At 38.0% G+C, this 20951-nt stretch carries 19 protein-coding genes and 1 pseudogene; 5 read left to right on the top strand and 15 right to left on the bottom strand.

Annotation, left to right across the window (positions count from 1 at the left end; translation table 11 throughout):
* Position 1: 1 nt before the first annotated feature.
* The 5 genes from CYO92_RS05585 to pheS all read right to left on the bottom strand — a co-directional run bounded on the left by CYO92_RS05585 (position 2) and on the right by pheS (position 7175).
* Entirely contained in the window at positions 2-1678 is a 1677-nt protein-coding gene (locus CYO92_RS05585; protein ID WP_103588969.1) for a 30S ribosomal protein S1, read from the bottom strand.
* A gap of 80 nt (positions 1679-1758) precedes the next feature.
* Positions 1759-2583, bottom strand: a complete 825-nt coding sequence (locus tag CYO92_RS05580) for a 4-hydroxy-3-methylbut-2-enyl diphosphate reductase (protein WP_103588968.1) — start codon at positions 2581-2583, stop codon at positions 1759-1761.
* Positions 2573-3850 carry a 3-phosphoshikimate 1-carboxyvinyltransferase gene (gene aroA, locus CYO92_RS05575; RefSeq protein ID WP_103588967.1) on the bottom strand — a complete coding sequence of 426 codons (1278 nt, stop codon included), beginning with the start codon at positions 3848-3850 and terminating at the stop codon, positions 2573-2575. Before aroA ends, CYO92_RS05580 begins: the two co-directional genes overlap by 11 nt.
* Complete coding sequence (gene pheT / locus CYO92_RS05570) at positions 3847-6183, bottom strand: phenylalanine--tRNA ligase subunit beta (RefSeq protein WP_103588966.1); 2337 nt, start codon at positions 6181-6183, stop codon at positions 3847-3849. Before pheT ends, aroA begins: the two co-directional genes overlap by 4 nt.
* Positions 6180-7175, bottom strand: a complete 996-nt coding sequence (gene pheS / locus CYO92_RS05565) for a phenylalanine--tRNA ligase subunit alpha (RefSeq protein ID WP_103588965.1) — start codon at positions 7173-7175, stop codon at positions 6180-6182. The genes pheT and pheS overlap by 4 nt, the downstream gene beginning before the upstream one ends.
* Before the next feature lie 118 nt (positions 7176-7293).
* Between pheS and CYO92_RS05560 the strand changes: the two genes are divergently transcribed.
* Entirely contained in the window at positions 7294-7647 is a 354-nt protein-coding gene (locus tag CYO92_RS05560) for a histidine triad nucleotide-binding protein (protein WP_021091047.1), read from the top strand.
* 40 nt (positions 7648-7687) lie between these two features.
* Here CYO92_RS05560 and CYO92_RS09655 read toward each other — a convergent pair whose 3' ends face one another.
* From CYO92_RS09655 to argH, 3 genes and pseudogenes are all read right to left on the bottom strand, one after another.
* A complete protein-coding gene (locus tag CYO92_RS09655) occupies positions 7688-7996 on the bottom strand; it encodes a CZB domain-containing protein (RefSeq protein WP_413784142.1) in 309 nt (102 codons plus the stop codon).
* A 57-nt stretch (positions 7997-8053) separates the two neighbouring features.
* Positions 8054-8359, bottom strand: a pseudogene (locus CYO92_RS09650) (methyl-accepting chemotaxis protein); the annotation flags it as partial.
* A gap of 461 nt (positions 8360-8820) precedes the next feature.
* Positions 8821-10218: an argininosuccinate lyase gene (gene argH / locus CYO92_RS05550; RefSeq protein ID WP_103588963.1), complete on the bottom strand. Its 1398-nt coding sequence runs from the start codon at positions 10216-10218 to the stop codon at positions 8821-8823.
* A gap of 205 nt (positions 10219-10423) precedes the next feature.
* Between argH and CYO92_RS05545 the strand changes: the two genes are divergently transcribed.
* The gene (locus CYO92_RS05545; protein WP_103588962.1) at positions 10424-10813 is read left to right on the top strand and encodes a hypothetical protein; all 390 of its coding nucleotides are present in this window, start codon (positions 10424-10426) and stop codon (positions 10811-10813) included.
* A gap of 2 nt (positions 10814-10815) precedes the next feature.
* Here CYO92_RS05545 and CYO92_RS05540 read toward each other — a convergent pair whose 3' ends face one another.
* The 5 genes from CYO92_RS05540 to CYO92_RS05525 are packed head-to-tail and all read right to left on the bottom strand — an operon-like array spanning position 10816 to position 14292.
* Positions 10816-11202, bottom strand: coding sequence for a hypothetical protein (locus tag CYO92_RS05540; RefSeq protein WP_180997826.1), 387 nt, complete (start codon positions 11200-11202; stop codon positions 10816-10818).
* Positions 11195-11356, bottom strand: a complete 162-nt coding sequence (locus CYO92_RS09345) for a hypothetical protein (RefSeq protein ID WP_180997825.1) — start codon at positions 11354-11356, stop codon at positions 11195-11197. The genes CYO92_RS05540 and CYO92_RS09345 overlap by 8 nt, the downstream gene beginning before the upstream one ends.
* 2 nt (positions 11357-11358) lie before the next feature.
* A complete protein-coding gene (locus CYO92_RS05535; protein ID WP_103588961.1) occupies positions 11359-13536 on the bottom strand; it encodes a heavy metal translocating P-type ATPase in 2178 nt (725 codons plus the stop codon).
* Position 13537: 1 nt separating this feature from the next.
* The gene (locus CYO92_RS05530; protein WP_084108716.1) at positions 13538-13741 is read right to left on the bottom strand and encodes a heavy-metal-associated domain-containing protein; all 204 of its coding nucleotides are present in this window, start codon (positions 13739-13741) and stop codon (positions 13538-13540) included.
* Positions 13738-14292 carry a GNAT family N-acetyltransferase gene (locus CYO92_RS05525; protein WP_103588960.1) on the bottom strand — a complete coding sequence of 185 codons (555 nt, stop codon included), beginning with the start codon at positions 14290-14292 and terminating at the stop codon, positions 13738-13740. Before CYO92_RS05525 ends, CYO92_RS05530 begins: the two co-directional genes overlap by 4 nt.
* 152 nt (positions 14293-14444) lie before the next feature.
* On the opposite strand from CYO92_RS05525, the gene CYO92_RS05520 reads away from it, so the two are divergent.
* Genes CYO92_RS05520 through CYO92_RS05510 form a run of 3 tightly spaced genes read left to right on the top strand, consistent with a single transcriptional unit; the run spans position 14445 to position 17026 of the window.
* A complete protein-coding gene (locus CYO92_RS05520) occupies positions 14445-15152 on the top strand; it encodes a YebC/PmpR family DNA-binding transcriptional regulator (RefSeq protein WP_021090734.1) in 708 nt (235 codons plus the stop codon).
* A 12-nt stretch (positions 15153-15164) separates the two neighbouring features.
* On the top strand, positions 15165-15659 hold the full coding sequence (locus tag CYO92_RS05515) for a peptidylprolyl isomerase (protein WP_103588959.1): 495 nt from the start codon (positions 15165-15167) through the stop codon (positions 15657-15659).
* 11 nt (positions 15660-15670) lie between these two features.
* On the top strand, positions 15671-17026 hold the full coding sequence (locus tag CYO92_RS05510) for a cation:dicarboxylate symporter family transporter (RefSeq protein ID WP_021090779.1): 1356 nt from the start codon (positions 15671-15673) through the stop codon (positions 17024-17026).
* Positions 17027-17368: 342 nt separating this feature from the next.
* Here CYO92_RS05510 and pckA read toward each other — a convergent pair whose 3' ends face one another.
* Both pckA and CYO92_RS05500 read right to left on the bottom strand, forming a co-directional pair.
* A complete protein-coding gene (pckA, locus tag CYO92_RS05505; protein WP_103588958.1) occupies positions 17369-18946 on the bottom strand; it encodes a phosphoenolpyruvate carboxykinase (ATP) in 1578 nt (525 codons plus the stop codon).
* A gap of 103 nt (positions 18947-19049) precedes the next feature.
* Positions 19050-20852, bottom strand: a complete 1803-nt coding sequence (locus CYO92_RS05500; RefSeq protein ID WP_103589118.1) for a biotin/lipoyl-containing protein — start codon at positions 20850-20852, stop codon at positions 19050-19052.
* Between the last annotated feature and the right edge of the window lie 99 nt (positions 20853-20951).

Genomic DNA, 20951 nt, shown 5'->3' with positions numbered 1-20951 from the left:
ACTAAAGTAATTGTTCTTTTATAATATCGCCAAGTGTTACTTTATCATCGTTATCATTGATCTCATTTAACACTTCACGCTCTTTTTGTTTTGCTAAACGGCGTATGCTCAGGCGAATTCTATTTTTCTTCTCATCGATAAATGCGATAGCTGCTTCGATCTCATCGCCAATCTTAAGTGTGCTAACGTCTACACTACCTAAATCTTCTTTGCGGATCAGCGCATCAACGTTATCACCAAGCTCTACAAATACGCCAAAGTCTTTAATGTCGCGAATTGTTCCTTTTACGATATCACCTACATTAAATTTATCAGCAAATGCTTGAACTGGACTTTGTTTTAGATCTTTTAGGCTAAGTGAAACTTTTTGTTCAGCACTATCGATTTTGATGATCTTTACTTCAAGCTCGTCACCAGCTTTAAACATATCTTTGCACTTGTCATTTCTATCCCAAGATGCATCTTCATTGTGTAACAAGCCCTCAACGCAGCCTACTCTAACAAATGCACCAAAATTTGTGATAGTTGTCACAACGCCTTTTACTACGTCGCCCTCTTTGTGTTTTGCCTTAAACTCATCAAATGGCTTTGGAAGTAAATTTTTAAGGCTCACTCTTAGACGATGTCCTTTTGCATCTATCTCAATAACCTCAACATCGATCTCTTGACCTTCATTAATGTGATCTTTTGGATTTTTGATATTTTTGTCCCATGAAATTTCAGATATATGTAAAAATCCTTCAATATCATTTCCAAGATCAACAAATGCGCCATAAGGCTCAATATTACTAACTGTAACTTTGATAGTGTCACCAACCTCTAGTCCATCATTTATGATCTCTTCCCAAGGATCTGGAGTAGCTGCTTTGATAGATAAAGACAAATGGCGTTTTTCGTTATCATAGCTGATAACTTTAACTAAAACTTTATCGCCTTCTTTATATAGTGAGCTAGGATTTACTGGACCCTTATAGCTTATCTCACTATAATGCACAAGCCCATCGACACCGCCAACATCAACAAACATGCCATAAGTTGTGATTTTTTTAACTGTGCCCTCTATAACGCTATCGTTTTCTACTATATTTGATAGAGCTTCTTTGCGTTTTTTGCGATCATCATCTAAAATTTTCTTTCTAGAGACAACTATGCTATTTTCTTCTTTATCAATTTTTATAACTCTTACTTTATATGTTTTACCAATTACTCCTTCAGCGTTTTTAAAGCCGCTGTGAGTTTTTGGTAAGAAAAATTCTACACCATTTGCGTCTTGAGTGATAAAACCACCTTTATTTTTTCCAACTACTTTTATGTCGATTTCGCCAGAATTTTCAGGATCGTAAGCTTCGATGAAAGCTTTAACTTTCTCTTTTCTAAGTGCTTTTTTGTGCGACACTATAGGTCTTCCATTTCTTGATCCAGTTATTACAACTTTGATCGTATCGCCAACTTTATGCGTCAGGTTGCCATTTGCATCAGTGATCTCAGAAACATTTAAAATGCCTTCTGACTTCTTGCCAACGTCGATTAAAACCTCATCGCCATTGATACTGACGATCTTTGCGTCACTATCTTCTTCAGTCTTTTTAAAAGACTCCTCTAACATCGCAGCAAAATCGATATCTTCGATATCTTCGTCTTTTGCTTTTCCTAATTGAACACTTTTGTTCACAGCCATCTTGATCCTTTAAATTTTATTATGCCAGTAGAGGCAAATTGGCTTATTATAGTTAATTGTGGCTTTAGCTAGGATAAATTTTATACTTTTTTGATTCTGTCAACGACTTTTTGTATGATCCAGTCAGGCGTACTTGCACCCGCACTTATGCCACACAAATTTTTGCCATCAAACCATGATTTTTCAAGCTCTTCTTCGCTTTCAATAAGGTAGCTATCTTCGCAGAAATTTTTAGATATTAGGTAGAGTTGTTTTGTATTTGAGCTATTTTTTCCACCGATTATTATCATCACGTCAGCCCTTTTTGCTAAATTTTTAGCAGCCTCTTGGTTTTCAAATGTTGCGTTGCAGATGGTGTTAAAAACACGCACCTCTTTTACATGAAGCATGAGGTAGTTTGCTATCTGCATAAATTTCTCAACTTTTCTAGTCGTTTGGCTAACAAGAGCGACCTTTTGCTTAAATTTAATACCCTCTAGTTCGCTCTCTTCAAGCACGACGTAGACATTGCCCTTAGCGTATGACTTCACACCTTTTACTTCAGGGTGGTGCATGTCGCCATAGATCACCACATCATAGCCCTCTTCACTCATTTTTTCACAAATTTGTTGTGGTTTTGTCACAAATGGACAAGTTGCGTCGATCACTTTTATATCAGTTTTTTTTAGCTCCGCAAGATCATTTTTAGTAATGCCATGAGTGCGGATGATCGCCTTTTTCTCATCTTTTAGCTCGTCTATACCCTCAAGTGTCTTTACATTGTAGTTTTTTTCAAGCCTGCTTATCTCTTCATTATTATGAATGAGTGGCCCAATGGTTGCAGCATCTCCTGCATTTTCAGCAATCTTTATCGCCCTTTTTACACCAAAGCAAAATCCATAACTACTAGCAAGCTCAATCTTCAACTCTAGCTCCCATTTTCTTTAAAATTTCAGCAAAATTTGGAAACGAAGTAGCGATAAATTCGCTCTTTTCTATCTGCATGCCATATTTTAGTCCAAGTACAGCAAAGCTCATCGCAATCCTATGATCTCCATGGCTATCTATCGTGGCAAATTTAGCCTCTGAACCATTTATGATAAATCCATCTTCAAGCTCGCTAGCATCAACGCCGCACTGCTTTAACGCATTTATCGTGACGGCTATCCTATCACTCTCTTTTACGCGAAGCTCTTTTGCATTTATTAGCTTGCTTTGGCCTTTAGCGCAGGCAAATGCGATGGCTAAAGCCGGGGCTTCATCAATGAGCCACGAGATATTTTCACTAACCTCTACGCCTTTTAAATTTGGCGAATATCTAACCTCGATATCACCGATATCTTCGTACTTGCTTGAAGTTTTGTGAAATTTTATCTCAGCTCCCATTTTTTCTAGAATTTTATAAGCTTCGATACGAGTTTTATTTAGCAAGATATTTTTTAAAATAATGTGTGAGCCCGGAATGATAAGTGCTGCGACCGCAAAGAAAAATGCAGAACTTGGATCATTTGGCACGTCTATATCAAGTGGCGCAAGTGGAGCTTTCATCGGCTCTAAAGTGATCTCTAGGTCGTCACGCTTTATATCAGCTCCCATGCCAGCTAGCATACGCTCAGTATGATCTCTGCTTAGCTCTGGCTCACTAAATTTGCAGCCATTTGAGTAAAGAGCTGCTAGCAAAAGGGCACTTTTTACCTGAGCTGAGGCAATCTTGCTATCAAAACTAAATCTTTCAAATTTTGTCCCTCTTATGCAAAGCGGGGCGTTGTTTGCGTTGTTTGCACCATCTATCTTTGCACCCATATCGTTTAGTGGATTTGCTATTCTTGCCATCGGGCGTGAGTTTAAATATCTATCGCCACTTAGTACGAAAAAGCCATCCTGTGCGGCTAATAGTCCCATAAAAAGCCTCATTGCCGTACCAGAGTTGCCACACTCTAAAATTTCATTTGGCTCTTTTATCTTTTGTGGCGGTGTGATCGTTATTTCAGAACCACTGTCTTCGACCTTTGCACCTAAAAGCTCGACTATTTTTAAGGTATTTAGCGTGTCGCCTGCTCTTAGATAGTTTCTAACGCGAGATGGTTTATCGCTTAAAAGCGAAAACATCGCGCATCTATGTGAGATAGACTTATCAGCCGCGATGTCATCGATGGTTAAATTTAGACTTTTTTCTAATGGATAAATTCTCATCTTATTCCGATATTTAGTTTCTCTTTTAGCTCGCTTAAAATTTTATCCATAAGTGCGTTTATATCGTCATCTTCGAGCGTTTTTTCCATATCTTGGAATGTAAATTTAAGGCTAAGGCTGATCGCGCCATTTAGTTTCGCATCTTTATAAATATCAACTGGTAAAAATTCTTTTAGCTCTTTTAAATTTAGCCCTCTTATGCACTCATAAATTCGTCCAGCCTCAAAATTTTCAGGCACGATGAGGCTAAGATCCCTTGTAGTGCTTTGAAATTTAGAATAAGGCACTGCCAAAATTGGCTCAAATTTAAGCTTAGTAAAATCAATCTCGCAAACATAAGTTCTTGGCAGATATCTCTTTGCTTCTATTCTTGCATCAACTCTACCGATATAGCCGATATTTTCGCCATTTTGATAGATGTGTGCTTGCTCGTATGGGCTAAGATATGAGATGCCCTGGCAAGGTTTTAGTTCAAATTTGCCTATGACATTTTGTACCATCGAAGCAAATGCGTAGAAATTCGCCTCCTCGCCTTTTGCACCGTTTATTAGTGTTGGCTCTTTTAAAAGTCCAGACACAACAAAGCCTAAATTTAAACCCTGGCTTGCATTTTCATCAAAAATTTCTCCAAGCTCAAATAGCCTAACTGAGCGTTTTGAGTTTTTGATATTTTTCTCGCTTGAGCTTAGAAGGTGATTAACAAGTGTCGGTCTAAGCGTGTTTAGCTCGTTATTTATAGGATTTAGTATCTTGACTTTGCATGGCTTAAAATTTAGCTCGCTAAGCTCATCCTCACTATCAAAGACATAGTGTACGCTTTCAAAAAAGCCATTATCAGCTGCTCTACGCCTTAAATTTAGGGTGTTTTTATAGTCAAAATATGTCTTATTTAGCCTATTTTTCTCTGCAAAATTTAGTGGTTTTGAGGCGATATTATCTATGCCTATTATCCTTACGATCTCCTCACAAACATCGTGAGAATTTACTATATCATGGCGAAATAACGGCACTTTTACGTTAAAACTCTCTTGCTCAACGTTTACCGCAATCTCAAAGCCAAGTTTCTTTAAAATTTTAACGACGTCATTTCTAGCTATATCTTGACCGATCATATTTTTAAGCTCAAAAAGAGAGATGCTTAGTGTTATAGGCTCGGTGTTTAAAAGCGACTGCTGTGAGCCAGCAAAGAGATTTAGAGTATCTTTAAAATTAGCAAGTCTTTTAAATAAATAATCCGCTCCATAAGCTAAATTTGGCTCGCTACCACGACTTGAGCGATAAATTTGATCACCCTTTGGTAAATTTTTATTTTCAAAAATAGCTTTTGAAACTACATCTGGCTTTACGTAGCTAGCTTCTACTAGGATCACTTTTGACTTCTCATCTACTCTTGCTACGTCACTTTGGTAAATTCCAGCAATGCCTAAATTTTTATCCCCGCAATAAACGACACATTCGCCATTTTCGCCATTTTTTATATCAAAAACAGCCTTTTCGCCTTCACTTACAAGTTTAGCGTGATCATAAGCCCTAAATAAAACACCCGTGCAAAAAGTCGCATATTCAAGCAGTCTCTCTACTAAATTTGTCTTTTGGCACTCTATTAATGCTAGACGCATGCGAGTTATTAGATTTTCGTATAGTCCCTCTTTTAGCTCAAAAGCCTTATACAAAAATGACCCATTTACTTTATCCTCTGCTCGCACAGAAGCTATTCTGCCAATACCTAGTAAATTTTCGCTCTCATCGTCTTCGTGACTATCTTTCATATTTAGATCAAGCGCTGCACAAATTTCTCTTGCGATGCCATGTAAATTTTGGCAATCGCCTCTATTTGCTGTGACATCAACTTCGATTATCGTATCTTTAAATACCTCAAATTCACTAAGACTTGTACCAAGTTTTAGCTTACCGATACTCTCATCAAGTGGTAAAATTCCATCGTTTACCTTTGGAAGTCCCAGCTCACTTGAAGAGCAGATCATACCACTTGACTCGATACCTCTTAGCTTTGCTTTTTTTATCTCAAGACCATTTGGCATAGTCGTGCCAATAAGTGCAACTGGCACAAACTGGCCAGCTTCAACATTTTTAGCCCCACACACGATCTGAAGTGTCTCTCCACCAACATCTACCTGACAAACGCTTAGTTTATCAGCATCTGGGTGCTTTTCTCTACTTTTTATGTAGCCAACCACAATACTCTTTGGTAAATTTATCTCTTTATAGCTATCAACCTCTAGCCCGATAGAATTTAATGTCTTTGAAAGTGTCTCGCCGCTAACGTCGCTAAGGTCGATCCACTCGTTTAACCAATGCTTTGAAATTATCATTTAAACTGCTCCAACAATCTTAAATCTCCCTCAAAAAGCGACCTTAGATCAGGCACTCTATGAAGCAACATCGCAAATCTCTCAACGCCAAGACCAAAAGCGTATCCACTTACATTTTTATAGCCAACTGCCTTAAATACATTTGGGTCAACGACTCCGCATCCAAGCACCTCAAGCCAAGTAGTCTGCTTGCACACCCTGCAACCCTTGCCGTGGCAGAATATACAACTAATATCAACCTCTGCGCTAGGCTCCGTAAATGGAAAGAAGCTAGGGCGAAAACGCACTTCAATATCGCCAAACATGTGCTTTAAAAAGCCCTCAAGTATTGATTTTAAATTTGCAAAGCTAACTTTCTCAGCATCCTCCACCACAAGGGCTTCGACCTGGTGAAACATCGGTGTATGCGTTAAATCCATATCACGTCTAAAGACAGTACCTGGCGCTATCATGCGAATAGGTGGCTTTTGATTTAGCATAGTTCGCACCTGAACTGGGCTCGTATGCGTCCTTAAAAGTCTAAAATCATCTAGGTAAAATGTATCTTGCATAGCCCTTGCTGGGTGGTATTTTGGTAAATTTAGCGCTTCAAAGTTGTGAAAATCATCTTCTATAAGCGGCCCAGTTTCAAGTGAGAAATTTAGCGCTAAAAAGTATTCAATTATCTTATCCATCGTGGCCATCACAGGATGAAGTGCCCCGCTAGCCACTGGCTCATTAAATAGAGTGATATCAGCGGCTTCTTTTTTCATCTTGTTATCTATCTCTTGCTCGCTAAGCTCAGCCTTTTTAGCTTCTATTAGCGCGCCAAGCTCATCTCTTTGCTTGTTTAAATTTGCTGCAAATTCCTTTTTCTCATCTTCGCCAAGCTCTTTTAGCTTTGCAAAACCTTGCGCCAAGATGCCCTTTTTGCCAAAAATTTCAACTCTGACTTTTTCCAAATCATCAAGCGTTGAAATTTCATTTTTGATTTTATTAACGAAATCTTGCAATTTTTTGCCTTTATAAATTTTTGAGTCGATTTTATAGAAAAAGAGTTAAAATCAAGATAAAGAGCACGAAATTTAAGCACACTTTGATATAATTTTGCAAAATTTCAAAGGAGCTAAAATGACCATATTTGAAAAGATCGTAGCTGGTGAAATTCCTTGCAACAAAGTGCTTGAAAGCGAGAAATTTCTAGCTTTCAACGACATAAACCCAAAAGCACCGATCCACATCCTAATCATCCCAAAAAAACACTATAAAAATTTCCAAGAAATGGATCCAGTTTTAATGGGAGAGATGACAAAATTTATCCAAGAAGTGGCGACCTTAATGGGCGTTGATAAGAGCGGATATCGCCTCATCACAAACTGCGGTGAAAACGGCGGTCAAGAAGTTATGCATCTACATTTTCACCTGCTTGGCGGAGCGAAGCTTGGCTGGAGCGAAGGCGTAGCTGATCCACAAAGCACATTTTAATAACTTCTAAATTTTAGACTCAAAGCCTGAGTCTAAAATTTTATTTTCTTGCAGACTTAATAGCTTCAAGCAACTCTTCAAAACCTACTTTACTTGAGTTTTCGACATCTTTTAATATTTCAACGCCAGGTAGATTTCCTTTGTCTTTATCAGCAAAAATAACCATCGCTTTTTCTAGACCATGATGAACATTTTCATGATGAGCTGCGATACTTGAGAGAATTTTGGCATCTTTTACAAGAGTATTTTTCACATCTTTTTCATACCATTTGCTAAATCTACACTCGTGAACATCTTGAATCTTATTAAACTCATTTAAAAGCACGCCTCTATATCCATTTAGCTTCATGTTGATGTGATCTATCTTGCCGTTACTTACATTGACCTCGTTTGTTACGTTTAGGGCTTGATTTAGGATATTTTGCGTATTTGCATTTACACTTGAGATATTTCCTTCAAATCCACCTAAAATTTTCATAGCATTTACAGAAATTTTTGAGAAATTCTCACTCATTTCGATCATCGTATTCGCACTTTGCTTAAGTCCATTTATATTTACTTCTACTTCAAGGGTTGCTTTTTGAGTGCGTTCAGCTAGCTTTCTAACCTCATCTGCCACGACAGCAAAACCTCGTCCATGCTCACCAGCACGGGCCGCCTCAATAGCAGCATTTAGAGCTAGTAAATTTGTCTGATCTGAGATATCTTTTATGAGATTTATGATCTCAACGATAGAATTTACGCTTCCATCAAGCGAAGAGGCGTCGTTTGAGAGATCGCCACTCATCTGGCTTACTTGCTCGATCGAGTTTAAAATTTCAGCCGTTTGCGACTTGAGTTCGCCTGTCTCTTTGAAAGTCTTTTCATTTAATCCGTTTATACTTTCAAGCATTTTTAGGTTTTCTTCCATTGTTAATTGCAAGAAATTTATACCATCTTGATAACTTGAAAGCAATAAATTTACAGCCTCTTGCTTATCCTTAGCTTGCTCTTTTGGCTCACAAGTTTTAACGTTTTTTAGCTCATTTTTAAGTGCTAAAATTTCAGCCTTTAAAGCTTCATTTTCTCTCTCTAAAGCTTCGTTTTTACTAGAAAGCTCTTTATTTTTACCATCAAAAAACATTTTTCATCCTTTAAAATTTGTAGATTTTGCGTAATTATAACTCTTTTTTCTTAGAGCCAGTAATCTAAAATTTCTATCTGCTCATCAACGCTTTTATTTGCCGTGCCTCCTTTTGAAGTTCGAACCTCTTTTGAAGCATGAAGATCTAAAAATTTAATAGCATTTGCATCTAAATTTTCATCCACACTTTTTAGCTGCTCTTCGTTTAATTCACTTAAATCAAGTCCCAAGCTTTCAGCCTTTGCAACAGCTTTGCCTGTGATAAAATGTGCCGTTCTAAATGGGATGTTTTTTTCACGCACTAAATAATCCGCCAAATCAGTCGCACTTAGATGCCCAGTTTTTGTCGCTTTTAACATGTTTTTTTCATTAAATTTAGCCGTTTTTATCATCTCGTTTAGGATAGTAGCCGAGCTTAAAATGGTTGAGACACTGTCAAACACGCCCTCTTTATCTTCTTGCATATCTTTATTATAAGCAAGCGGCAGACCCTTCATCGTAGTTAGTAGCGCTACCAAATTTCCATTTACGCGCCCAGTTTTACCGCGTATGAGTTCAGCGACGTCTGGATTTTTCTTTTGAGGCATGATGGAGCTGCCAGTGCTATAAGCGTCGCTAATGCTTACAAAGCCAAATTCTTGAGAGCTCCAAAGTATGAGCTCCTCGCAAAGCCTAGAAGCGTGCGTCATAAAAACGCTAATGTTAAATAAAATTTCCAGCGCAAAGTCACGGTCGCTCACGCTATCCATCGCATTTTGCGTGTAACCTGCAAAGCCAAGCTCACTCGCAACGATAGTTCTATCTATCTTATGAGGAGTGCCTGCAAGTGCTGCTGAGCCAAGCGGACTTAGGTTGTTTCGCTCATATGAGCTAACAAAACGCTCGAAATCTCTTTTAAACATAAATGCATATGCTAGCAAGTGATAGCTAAGGCTTACTGGCTGAGCATGTTGAAGATGTGTGTAGCCTGGCATTAGCGTATCTTTGTGGTTTTTTGCCAAATTTGTAAGCGTAGTGATGAGCTCTTTTATACATGAAGAAATTTCTAAATTTTTCTTCAAAACGTAAAATTTAAAATCAAGCGCAACTTGGTCATTTCTACTTCTAGCTGTGTGCAGTCTGCCTCCAAGCTCAGCTCCGATGATCTGGCTAAGACGCTTTTCAATTGCCATGTGGATATCCTCATCCTCTATCTTAAAAGTAAATTTACCAGCTCTTATCTCAGCTAAAACCTCATCAAGCCCCCTTATGGTCGCCTCTGACTCATCTTTTTTCAAAATTCCACAAATTCCAAGCATCTTTGCGTGAGCCTTGCTACCGGCAATATCTTCTTCAAAAAGATTTTTATCAAAATTTATAGAGGCATTAAATTCCTCAAGTAGCTTCGAGCTAGCCTCGCTAAATCTACCCTCCCACATCTTTTTGTGTGCGTTTTTCTCTTCTTTCATAGCTTTGCCTTTAATTAGTTTTGCGTGATTTTAACAAAATAGCACTTAACTGGGTATTTTAACTATAAAGTTGCAAAAAAAGTTATAAATATAATTTATCTTTAAGGATATGGAAATATAATTCAAAATATAACTTTTTAAAAACTATTTTAATTTTCTATTGAGATAGTTTAAAATAAAAATAATCTATAAGAGGAAGGATGGTATGCAAATAGACGCGAATATGAACTCAAATATTTTCTATCATGATGGCTATACATCTATCTCTTCAAATAGCTCAAAAACAAGCATGCTAGTATCTTCCGGTTATGACAAAAAAGATATTGTTAGAAGCAATGAAGTACATGTAGAACAAAGAGAAGATGCTAAAATTTCCCCTATAATTATTAATAAAGCAAGTGCCATACAGTTACAAAAAGACTTAGAAAAATTACAAGATCAAAAGCTAGATATTTCGCATCAAATTTCAAGCATCCAAAGCCTAAAAGATCGTAATTCTATGCAAATGCTTCATTACTTAAATTTAGAGCAGTCAGCCATCCAAAATAACATTTTAAGCATTAAAACTAAAATGATAGAAATGGCACAGGCTTAAAACTAAGCCTTACCAATAATAGTTCCTAAAACTAAGCAAAAATCTTCTAAAAAATATCCCATTGATTTATAAAAATTGCTAGTTGCGTCTTTTTGGATATCTTTTGAAAGCTGTTTAGCATAAGGTAAGAAAAATGAGACGCTAAAAGCCGCAAGAAGCTTCATAGACTCCTTAGATGCTTCGCCTTTTAAAATATTTGCTATTAAAATTAGCTGATTTGAGACGCTATCAACCTCTCCCATTTTTGGCTGAAAATTTATAGCCTTATAAAACTGAGCTAAATCATCTTTTGCAGATGAAAAATAGTAGCTCGCCTCAAATTTTGACTTTAAAATGACAAAATCATCACATAAAACTGCACTACTCTCATCTTTAATAAATTTAGGCATAAAGCTCATTGCCTTTTTTATTTGCTTCGCTATTTGTCTGCGTTATCCACGCATTTGTCTTTTTGATACGCATAAAAGATGAAACATCTAAAATGCTATTAAAATTTGCAGCAAGTGCAGCTGCTACAACGCTATAAAGTTCTCCAAATTTCAAATTTAATCCTTAAGTCGTAAATATCTAAGTCTAAGTGCGTTTAAAACCACTGTGACCGAACTAAAACACATCGCCATCGAGCCATAAACTGGGTTTAGAAGTAGTCCAAAGACCGGATAAAGCACGCCAGCAGCTACTGGGATACAAATCGCGTTATACATAAATGCCCAAAATAAATTTTCTTTTATGTTTGCCATAGTAGCATTTGCTAGTCTAACTAGTCCGGTAACGCCACGCAAATCATTTTTAACAAGCACGATATCTCCAGCACCTTTTGCTATATCTGAGCCTGAGTTCATAGCGATACCAACACTTGCCTCTTTAAGCGATGGTGAATCATTTACGCCATCTCCAACAAAGATAACGCCACCGTGGCTTGCAAGCTCTTTTATCTCATCAAATTTATCTTCAGGCAACATATTTGCGTGATATTTGCTTACATTTAGCTTCTTGGCGATACTTGCAACTACTTTCTCATCATCGCCTGAGAGGATCGCACTTTGTAAATTTAGACTTGTAAGCTCGTTTATAACATCGCTCGCCTCGTCTTTCAGCTCATCACTAAGCGTTAAAAAACCGACAAATTTTTTATTTATAGCACAAAGTATGACGCCACTTCCATCATTTGTAGCCTCTTTTATAGCTTTACTTTCATCTGGATTTAAACTCACTTCATTTGCCAAAAGCAGCTTTTCGTTTCCGATTATTATCTGATTATTCTCATCTTCATAGATGATGCCTTGCCCAACAACATTTTGAAATTTTCCATTTAGCTTTTGTAAATTTATGCATTTTTGCTTTGCATATCTAACGATAGCCTTTGAGATGAGATGCTCGCTTAAATTTTCAGCTGACGCCACAAGCTCCAAATCTTTTTCACTTAGGCTTGAACTTTTTACACTGATTTGCCCTTTACTAAGCGTACCAGTTTTATCAAAAGCTACAAATTTAGCATCTTTTATTAGCTCCAAAACCTCTGGATTTTTTACTAAAATTCCAGCTTTTGCCCCACGTGCGAGCGAGCTTACTATTGCTATTGGTGTAGCAAGTCCAAGAGCGCATGGGCATGAGATGATGAGCACACAAATCGCACAAGAGATGGCATAGGCAAAATTTCCACTAAAAATGATCCAACCCAAAAACGTCAGCACTGATACTGCTACAACACTTGGCACAAATATATTTGCTATCTTATCAGCGAGCCTGCCTATTGGCATTTTTTTCGTACTAGCGTCATTTAGTAAGCTTAAAATTTGAGACAATAAGCTTTCAAACGAGCTTTTTGTCATCTTGACACTTATATAGCCATTTGTATTTAATGTGCCTGCAAATACATTGTCGCCCACCTCTTTATAAACTGGCAGGCTCTCGCCCGTTAGCATCGAAGCATCGATTTCGGCTCCGCCTTGGACTATCACACCGTCACATGGAACATTGTAGCCATTCTTTACAACGACGATATCACCTATTTTTAGCTCATTTACTGGCACTTCTTTACTTCTTCCATCTGGCATAAGTAAAAATGCAGTTTTTGGAGAAATTTTAAGTAGTCTCTTTAGATAATCCCCTGCTTTTGCCTTCGAACGCTCTTCAAGATACTTGCCAAGAAGCACAAAAGCTATTATCATCGCCACGCCTGAAACATAGATATTTTTCAGATCATTTGGTAGAAATTTTTCAAAAAGCACTACAAAAAGCGAGTATAAAAATGCACTACCACTTCCAAGAGCGACAAGCACATTCATATCGTAATTTCTATTTTTTACCGCTTCGTAGGCATGAGTAAAAAAGCCTTTGCCGCTAAAAATAAGAACTAAAAATGCCAAAGCTAGCATAACTAAATTTACTAGCAAGCTGTGAGGCGCGAACATCTCAAGTGCCATTATTACGATACTTGCGATAAATGCAAATATAAATTTATTTCTAATATTTCTAATGTGAGCTTTTCTTTTTGCTTCAAACTCATCAATATCAGTTGCCACAAAGTAGCCAAGCTTCTTTATCTTTTGCTCTAAAATTTCACGCACACTAGCGTCTTTTAGGACAAACTCGCCGCTTGCGTTTGCAAAATTTACATTTGCTTCAAGTACTCCATCTATCTTTTTTGAAACCTTTTCGATAGCATTTGAGCAGTTTACGCAGCTCATTCCTGCTATATTTAGTTTGACTTTTAAAGACATATCAGAGCTCTTTTATTATGTCAAATCCCAAATCAGCCATTTCAGACTTAAATTTCTCAACATCGCTATCTTTTATATCAAGACTAACTTGTCTTGGCTCTTTGCTAAGATCAACTTCTATCTTGCCAAAGTCATCTTCAAGTGCGTTTTTTATAGTGTTTGCACAATTTTGGCAGTGGATATTGTTTGCTTCAAATGTTTTCATATTATCTCCTTTATCATATGGTCGTATTCATGTAAATTTACAATTTTCTTGACATTAAATTTAAAGCCCAAACTCTCGTAAAATTTACGAACTTTTGGCTTATTTGTATCTACTATTAATGAAACCTTTTTATGCCCTAGCTCTTTTGCCTTGACAAATGAATGCCTTATGAGCTCTTTTGCAAGCCCTTGGCCTCTAAAATTTTCATCAACAGCGATACTATCTATATAAAACTCATCATCAAAACACTCTTTTTCTACTTGAGTATCTTTGCCAAGAGCCTTTAGATGCTGTGAAATTTCTCTATCAAGCTGCTCCGCGTCGCCACCAAAGTAAGCACACATCGCTGCGATAATTTCCTCGTTATTTTTATAAACAAATACATTTTTATAGCTTAGTCTATTTGTCTCACTTTTGAAAAAAATCTCTAAAATTTCATCACTTTTAATAGGATCATCGTAGCCACTTAGCTTGTAGGCGATATCCTCCATTGCTAGATTTAGTAGCTTTATGCAGCTTTTTGCATCTTGTTTTTGAGCTTTTTGTATCATGTGTGTCATTATAAAACTCTAGCTTAAATTTTTACCAAATATCGACCTGCGATTTACAAATTAATAACCCGCAATAGGCAAACTAAAAATGTTTTAAAAAAGTATAAAATTTTTTTAGTTATAATCCGTAAAAAATTTATTTAAGGATATTTATGGGACGAGCATTTGAGTACCGAAGAGCCGCAAAAGAAGCTAGATGGGATAAGATGAGCAAGGTATTTCCAAAACTTGCAAAAGCTATAACAGTAGCGGCAAAAGATGGTGGTTGTGATCCAGATATGAACCCTAAACTTCGTGCAGCTATCGCAGCGGCAAAAGCTGAAAATATGCCAAAAGATAACATCGATGCAGCTATAAAAAGAGCAAATGGCAAAGATAGCGCTGATATCAAGACTATTTTTTATGATGGTAAAGCAGCTCACGGCGTGCAGATTATCGTTGAGTGTGCGACCGACAATCCAACTAGAACAGTTGCCAATGTTAAAGCGATATTTAGCAAAAACGGCGGAGAAATTTTGCCAAGTGGTAGCCTTAGCTTTATGTTTACAAGAAAGAGCGTTTTTGAGCTTGAAAAGCCAAGCGCAGACATCGAAGAGATCGAGCTTGAGCTGATTGATTATGGTCTAAGCGATATCGAGGCTGACGATGAGACGCTATTTGTTTATGGCGATTACGCAAATTTTGGCACACTTCATGAAGGCATAGAGAAGCTAAATTTAGTGGTTAAAAAAGCTTCACTTCAATACTTACCAAATCAAACAGTGAATCTAAGCGAAGAGCAAATGCTTGAGGTCGAGAGACTTCTTGATAAGTTAGAAGACGATGATGACGTTCAAGCAGTTTATACAAATATTGAATAAAAAAGGATATACATGCGTTTTGATGAATTAAAAGTTTATGATATAAATTTAGACGAGCTTAAAAAAGATAAATTTGCAGTTTTAGAGACAGACAAAGGCGAGATCAGACTTGAACTTTTTGCCGAGGAAGCTCCACAAGCTGTCGCAAATTTTATCCATTTGATAAAATCAGGCTTTTATAATGGTCTAAATTTTCACAGAGTTATACCAAATTTTGTCATCCAAGGTGGCTGCCCAAATGGAACAGGCACGGGCGGTCCTGGCTGGAGGATAAAATGCGAATGCGATAAACAAAACGTAAAACACGAGCGCGGTAGCCTAAGCATGGCTCACGCAGGACGCGATACTGGCGGATCACAGTTTTTCATCTGTCATAGCAAACAACCTCATCTTGACGGCGTGCATACAGTCTTTGGAAAATGCGTTGATGAAGAGAGCCTAAAGGTGCTTGACGCTATAAGACAAGGCGATAAGATCATCTCTGCTAAGATCAGAGAAAGCCTATAAAGGGGAAATTTATGAATAATACTAAAAAGCAAGGAAATCTTGCTGTAAGATTATTTACCAATCTTGCCTTTTGGGTTGTGATCGGTATTGTTGGTGGCGTTATCGTTGGCATGGTCGCACCTGAGCTTGGTATAGCTAGCAAACCAGGCATTGATTATTTTATAAAAGCACTTAAAATTTTAATCGGCCCTATCATCTTTTTAACGATCGTTTCAGGCATCGTTGGACTTGAGAGCCTAAAAGATCTTGGATCTATTGGATTAAAGGCATTTATCTATTTTGAGATAGTTAGCACACTTGCACTTGCTGTTGGTATCATCTTTGGCGAGACGCTTCGTCCAGGACACGGCATGAACCTTGACTACACTCAGCTTGATGCTTCGAGTGTAGCTAAATTTACATCTCAAGCTGCAAATATGGACGCAAATAGCGGATTTGTAGCACATACGCTTCATCTTTTAAGAGGTGCTGTGCCAGTAGATGATATTTTCCCTTACGTACATATACTTGATCCATTTATAAAATCAAACACACTTCAAGTACTTTTCATGGCTATTATCGTTGCCATCGTACTTTCGCTGCTAGCTCATGATAAAAAACAAGCTTGCCTAAAGCCACTTGAATTTATTCAGCACTATGTCTTAAAGCTTCTTAGCTGGCTTATGCTCTTTAGCCCAGTGGCTGCATTTTCGGCTATGGCTTATCTAATCGGCAAATTTGGTATCGGAACGCTTCTTGGCATGATGGAGCTTTTGGTTGTTATGGCACTTGCAAGCTGCTTTTTCATATTTGTCGTGCTTGGTGTTATCTGCTATTTTGCAAAAATCAATGTCTTTAAATTTATGCGTTTTATTTCAAAAGAGGTATTGGTAGTCTTTGCGACAAGCTCGAGCGAAACAGCTCTTGCGCCACTTATGCAAAAGCTAGAATCAGCTGGTATAAATAGAGGCGCTGTTGGCCTTATTATTCCAACTGGTTACTCATTTAACCTTGACTGCACCAACATCTATCTAAGTTTAAGCGTTATCTTCCTAGCTCAAGCATTTAACATCCCGCTAAGCTTTGAGCATCTAATAAGTATACTAATCGTACTAATGATCACAAGCAAAGGCGCTGTTGGCGTGACAGGATCAGGCTTTGTCGTCCTTGCTGGAACACTAAGCGCACTTCCGAGTACTGGCATACCAGTCGTCACCGTAGCCGTGCTACTTGGCGTTGATAAATTTATGTCAGAGATGCGTGCAGTTGGTAATCTCTGCGGCAATGCCGTTGGCTGCATGATAGTTTCTATCTGGGATAAAAAAGTAGATATGGATAAATTTAGATACGCACTAGATCATCCAGAGGAATTTCACTTTCACTCATAAATATACATTTATAACTATAAGGGCAACTTTGCCCTTATTTTTTCTTTTTACCCTAAATTTATGCGATCTATCTCCTCCTCAAACCTATAAAAATTTTTAGAAAGTAACACAATAAACAATATTTGATAACTGGTTCAAGCACAGAAAGAAAAACTAGGAGCTAAGTGTAATAGGAAAATTTTATTAGTAACTCATATTATTTGTATCTAATATTTTGTTACTTACTAGAATAAATTTACAAATGTAATACTTGAACTTGGAATTTAGAAGAAAGATACTTTAATATCAAAAATGCCAACTAAAAAGACTAGCCTTGCAAGAAGCTTTGCAAGGCTATGCAAATTAAGCTTTTGGACCAGCTTTGGCGTACTCAACGCCCTCTTTTACATCTTCGTAGCGTTTGAAGTTTTCAACAAACATTTTAGCTAGCTTATCGCGTGAAGCGTTGTACTCAGCTCGATTTGCCCACGTGTTTATAGGATTTAGCAGTTTTGTCTCGACACCATCAAGCTCTTTTGGGATAGCGAAGTTAAATTTATCAAAATTTTCAAATTCGCATTTTGTGATGCTGCCATCAAGGATCGCATTTATGCAAGCACGTGTTGCTTTTATGCTCATACGCTTGCCAACGCCGTAAGCACCACCGCTCCAGCCTGTATTTACAAGATAGACATTAACGCCGTGTTTATCGATTTTCTCACCAAGCAGTTTTGCATAGACAGTTGGGTGAAGTGGCATAAATGGCTCGCCAAAGCAAGCACTAAAAGTAGCGACTGGCTCGGTGATACCGCGCTCTGTGCCAGCAACTTTTGCTGTGTAGCCACTTAAGAAATAATACATCGCCTGCTCTTTTGTCAGCTTTGCAACTGGAGGAAGCACGCCAAAAGCGTCAGCGCTTAAAAAGATGATATTTTTTGGATGGCCAGCACTTGAGCTTGGCTCGTAGTTGTCGATGTGATATATCGGATAGCTCACGCGTGTGTTTTCAGTCTTTGAGCCATCTTTATAATCAACCACGCCGTTTTCGTCAGCCACAACGTTTTCAAGTAGCGCATCACGCCTGATCGCTGCATAAATTTCTGGCTCACTGCTTGGATCAAGGTTGATACATTTTGCATAGCAGCCACCCTCAAAGTTAAACACGCCATCATCGTCCCAGCCGTGCTCGTCATCGCCTATTAGTTTGCGTTTTGGATCGGTTGAAAGTGTCGTTTTACCAGTACCAGATAGGCCAAAAAATAGCGCTGTATCGCCCTTCTCGCCTACGTTTGCAGAGCAGTGCATACTTAGTTTGCCCTCAAGTGGCAACCAGTAGTTCATCATAGAAAAAATGCCTTTTTTCATCTCACCGCCATACCATGTGCCACCGATCACTGCGACATTTTCCTCGACATTAAAGATGACAAAGACTTCTGAGTGCAGCCCATCAGCCTTGTAGTCATCATTTTTTGTCTTGCAAGCGTTATATACTACAAAATCAGGCTCAAATTTAGCCAGCTCTGCTTCACTTGGACGGATGAACATATTTTTTACAAAGTGCGCTTGCCACGCTACTTCAGTGACAAAGCGGACTGATTTTTGGCTCTTTTTGCTAGCTCCACAAAATGCGTCTTGGATAAAAATTTCTTTACCACTTAGCTGATCTTTTGCTTTTTTAAGAAGCTTGTCAAATAGCTCCTTTGTGATAGGCTGATTTATCTTGCCCCAAGCGATATACTTCTGACTTGGATCTTGTTTGACAAAGTACTTATCTTTTGGGCTTCTGCCTGTAAAAATTCCAGTATCAACCATAAATGTACCGTTACTTGAGACTCTGCCCTCGTTGTTTGCCTTTTCAAGCTCAAAAAGCTCATCGTAGCTTAGATTGTGATTTATCTTTTTGATCTCTTTTAGACCTAGCTCTTTTAGTTTATTTATCATGCTGTTTCCTTTTAAAATTTTCATTTTTTATAAATTCTGACCTAAAAGTCATCAAGATGTTAATCAAATTTCGCTTAACACTCTCTTTTTAAAATGGGCAAATTTATTTAAATTTAGCCACCACTTGATTGTTCGCGACGCTTTGACCTTTGCTAACCTCTATAGAGCCTATCACACCATCTTTTGGGGCTTTGACCTCTATCTCCATCTTCATTGCTTCAAGCACGACTACAGCTTGCCCTTTTTTGACTTGATCGCCAGGACTTACTAAAATTTTATGCACAGCGCCCGGTAAGCTAGCAACGATATCATTTTCAGTTGCGCCTGCTGCTGCACTTTTGGCATTTTTTACGCTCTTGCCTTCAACTTCAGTGATTGATTTTACTTGGATGCTGTCGTTAAAACCTTCGCTTACTTCGACATTATAGCGGCTACCATTTACGACGACGCTATATCTGCCACTTTGAGTTTGTCTGCCCTCGTTTGCTTTAGCATTTGGATCGATCTTTCTTACATTTACTTTGGCTTCACCTTTTAAAAATGCGATGCCCTTTTCTTTACAAGCTGCTGCTATAAATATATTTTCTTCGGTAGTTTTTATATTGTTTTGCTTTAGAATTTCTTTTACGTGAGCAAGCGACTTACTCTCATCTTTATCAGCTATATCAACTGCGTGTTTTGTAGTTGGTTTTAAGCCTAGTTGCTCGCTTGCAAGCTTGATGATCTCTTTATCAGGCGTAACTGGGGTTTTACCAAAATAGCCAAGCACCATTTTGCCGTATCCCTCAGCTATCTTTTTCCACTTGCCAAACATTACATTATTAAAGGCTTGTTGGAAGTAAAACTGGCTAACAGGGGTTACTGAAGTGCCGTATCCGCCCTTTTGCACCACCTCGCGCATCGCAAGGATGACCTCTGGAAATTTATCTAAGATATTATTATCTCTCATCATCTGGGTATTTGCAGTGAGCGCGCCACCAGGCATCGGTGAAAATGGTATGAGTGGGCTTACTTGCACAGCTTCAGGCGGCAAGAAATACTCTTTTAAGCAATCATTCAAAACGCTTTCATATTTTAAAATTTTCTCCACGTCAAGTCCGCCAAGATCGTAGTTTTTGCCTTTTACTGCGTGAAGCATAGTTAAGATATCTGGCTGGCTTGTACCGCCACTTACTGGGCTTGCGGCTAGATCTATGCCATCAACGCCAGCTTCAAGCGCTGCAAGATAGCAAGCCACACTTACGCCTGCGGTTTCATGAGTGTGAAGTCTGATGTGAGTTTTTTCTGGCAATAATTTTCTAGCCATTTTTATGGTTTCATAGACCTTTTGTGGGCTACTTGTGCCACTTGCATCTTTAAAGCAAACGCTGTGATATGGGATATTTGCATCTAAAATTTCTCTTAAAATTTTCTCATAAAATTTAACATCATGAGCCCCCACACAGCCACTAGGCAGATCCATCATCGTAACTACAACTTCGTGTTTTAGTCCATGATGAGCGATCCTCTCACCTGAATATTTTAAATTTTCAACGTCATTTAGTGCGTCAAAATTTCTAATGGTGGTGGTTCCATGTTTTTTGAAAAGTTTTGCGTGAAGGTCGATTAGCTCACGGCTGCCAGTATCAAGTGTGACGGTATTTACGCCCCTGCTTAGGGTTTGAAGATTTGCTTTTGGTCCTACGATACTTCTAAATTTATCCATCATCGCAAAAGCGTCTTCATTTAGGTAAAAATAAAGGCTTTGAAATCTCGCTCCGCCACCAAATTCAAAATGCTCTATGCCAGCCTCTTTGGCCGCTTCAAGCGCAGGCAAAAAGTCGTTCATAAGCACTCTGGCGCCATAAACTGACTGAAAGCCATCTCTAAAGGTCGTATCCATAACATCGATAAATTTCTTCGCCATCACCCACCTCATTAATTTTATAAATTTATTTAAAGAGTTCATAGAAAATGGCTAAATTGGTTAGAAACTCAAATTAGCCATTTTGCTTGTTTTTTGGTA

This window comes from Campylobacter concisus (assembly GCF_002913715.1).
GTDB lineage: Bacteria > Campylobacterota > Campylobacteria > Campylobacterales > Campylobacteraceae > Campylobacter_A > Campylobacter_A concisus_AG.
The sequence above is the reverse complement of the archived record's forward strand: the minus strand, read 5'-3'. Positions and strand labels throughout refer to the sequence as shown.

Excerpts from the sequence above, each read along its gene's own strand:
- aroA (WP_103588967.1), bottom strand. The coding sequence starts at position 3,850 with ATGAGAATTTATCCATTAGAAAAAAGTCTAAATTTAACCATCGATGAC.
- CYO92_RS05500 (WP_103589118.1), bottom strand. The coding sequence starts at position 20,852 with ATGGCGAAGAAATTTATCGATGTTATGGATACGACCTTTAGAGATGGC.
- CYO92_RS05540 (WP_180997826.1), bottom strand. The coding sequence starts at position 11,202 with ATGCCTAAATTTATTAAAGATGAGAGTAGTGCAGTTTTATGTGATGAT.
- pheT (WP_103588966.1), bottom strand. The coding sequence starts at position 6,183 with ATGATAATTTCAAAGCATTGGTTAAACGAGTGGATCGACCTTAGCGAC.
- CYO92_RS05525 (WP_103588960.1), bottom strand. The coding sequence starts at position 14,292 with ATGATACAAAAAGCTCAAAAACAAGATGCAAAAAGCTGCATAAAGCTA.
- CYO92_RS05535 (WP_103588961.1), bottom strand. The coding sequence starts at position 13,536 with ATGTCTTTAAAAGTCAAACTAAATATAGCAGGAATGAGCTGCGTAAAC.
- argH (WP_103588963.1), bottom strand. The coding sequence starts at position 10,218 with ATGAAAGAAGAGAAAAACGCACACAAAAAGATGTGGGAGGGTAGATTT.
- pckA (WP_103588958.1), bottom strand. The coding sequence starts at position 18,946 with ATGATAAATAAACTAAAAGAGCTAGGTCTAAAAGAGATCAAAAAGATA.
- CYO92_RS05520 (WP_021090734.1), top strand. The coding sequence starts at position 14,445 with ATGGGACGAGCATTTGAGTACCGAAGAGCCGCAAAAGAAGCTAGATGG.
- CYO92_RS05560 (WP_021091047.1), top strand. The coding sequence starts at position 7,294 with ATGACCATATTTGAAAAGATCGTAGCTGGTGAAATTCCTTGCAACAAA.
- CYO92_RS05545 (WP_103588962.1), top strand. The coding sequence starts at position 10,424 with ATGCAAATAGACGCGAATATGAACTCAAATATTTTCTATCATGATGGC.
- CYO92_RS05585 (WP_103588969.1), bottom strand. The coding sequence starts at position 1,678 with ATGGCTGTGAACAAAAGTGTTCAATTAGGAAAAGCAAAAGACGAAGAT.
- CYO92_RS05530 (WP_084108716.1), bottom strand. The coding sequence starts at position 13,741 with ATGAAAACATTTGAAGCAAACAATATCCACTGCCAAAATTGTGCAAAC.
- CYO92_RS09655 (WP_413784142.1), bottom strand. The coding sequence starts at position 7,996 with ATGAAGCTAAATGGATATAGAGGCGTGCTTTTAAATGAGTTTAATAAG.
- CYO92_RS05510 (WP_021090779.1), top strand. The coding sequence starts at position 15,671 with ATGAATAATACTAAAAAGCAAGGAAATCTTGCTGTAAGATTATTTACC.
- CYO92_RS05515 (WP_103588959.1), top strand. The coding sequence starts at position 15,165 with ATGCGTTTTGATGAATTAAAAGTTTATGATATAAATTTAGACGAGCTT.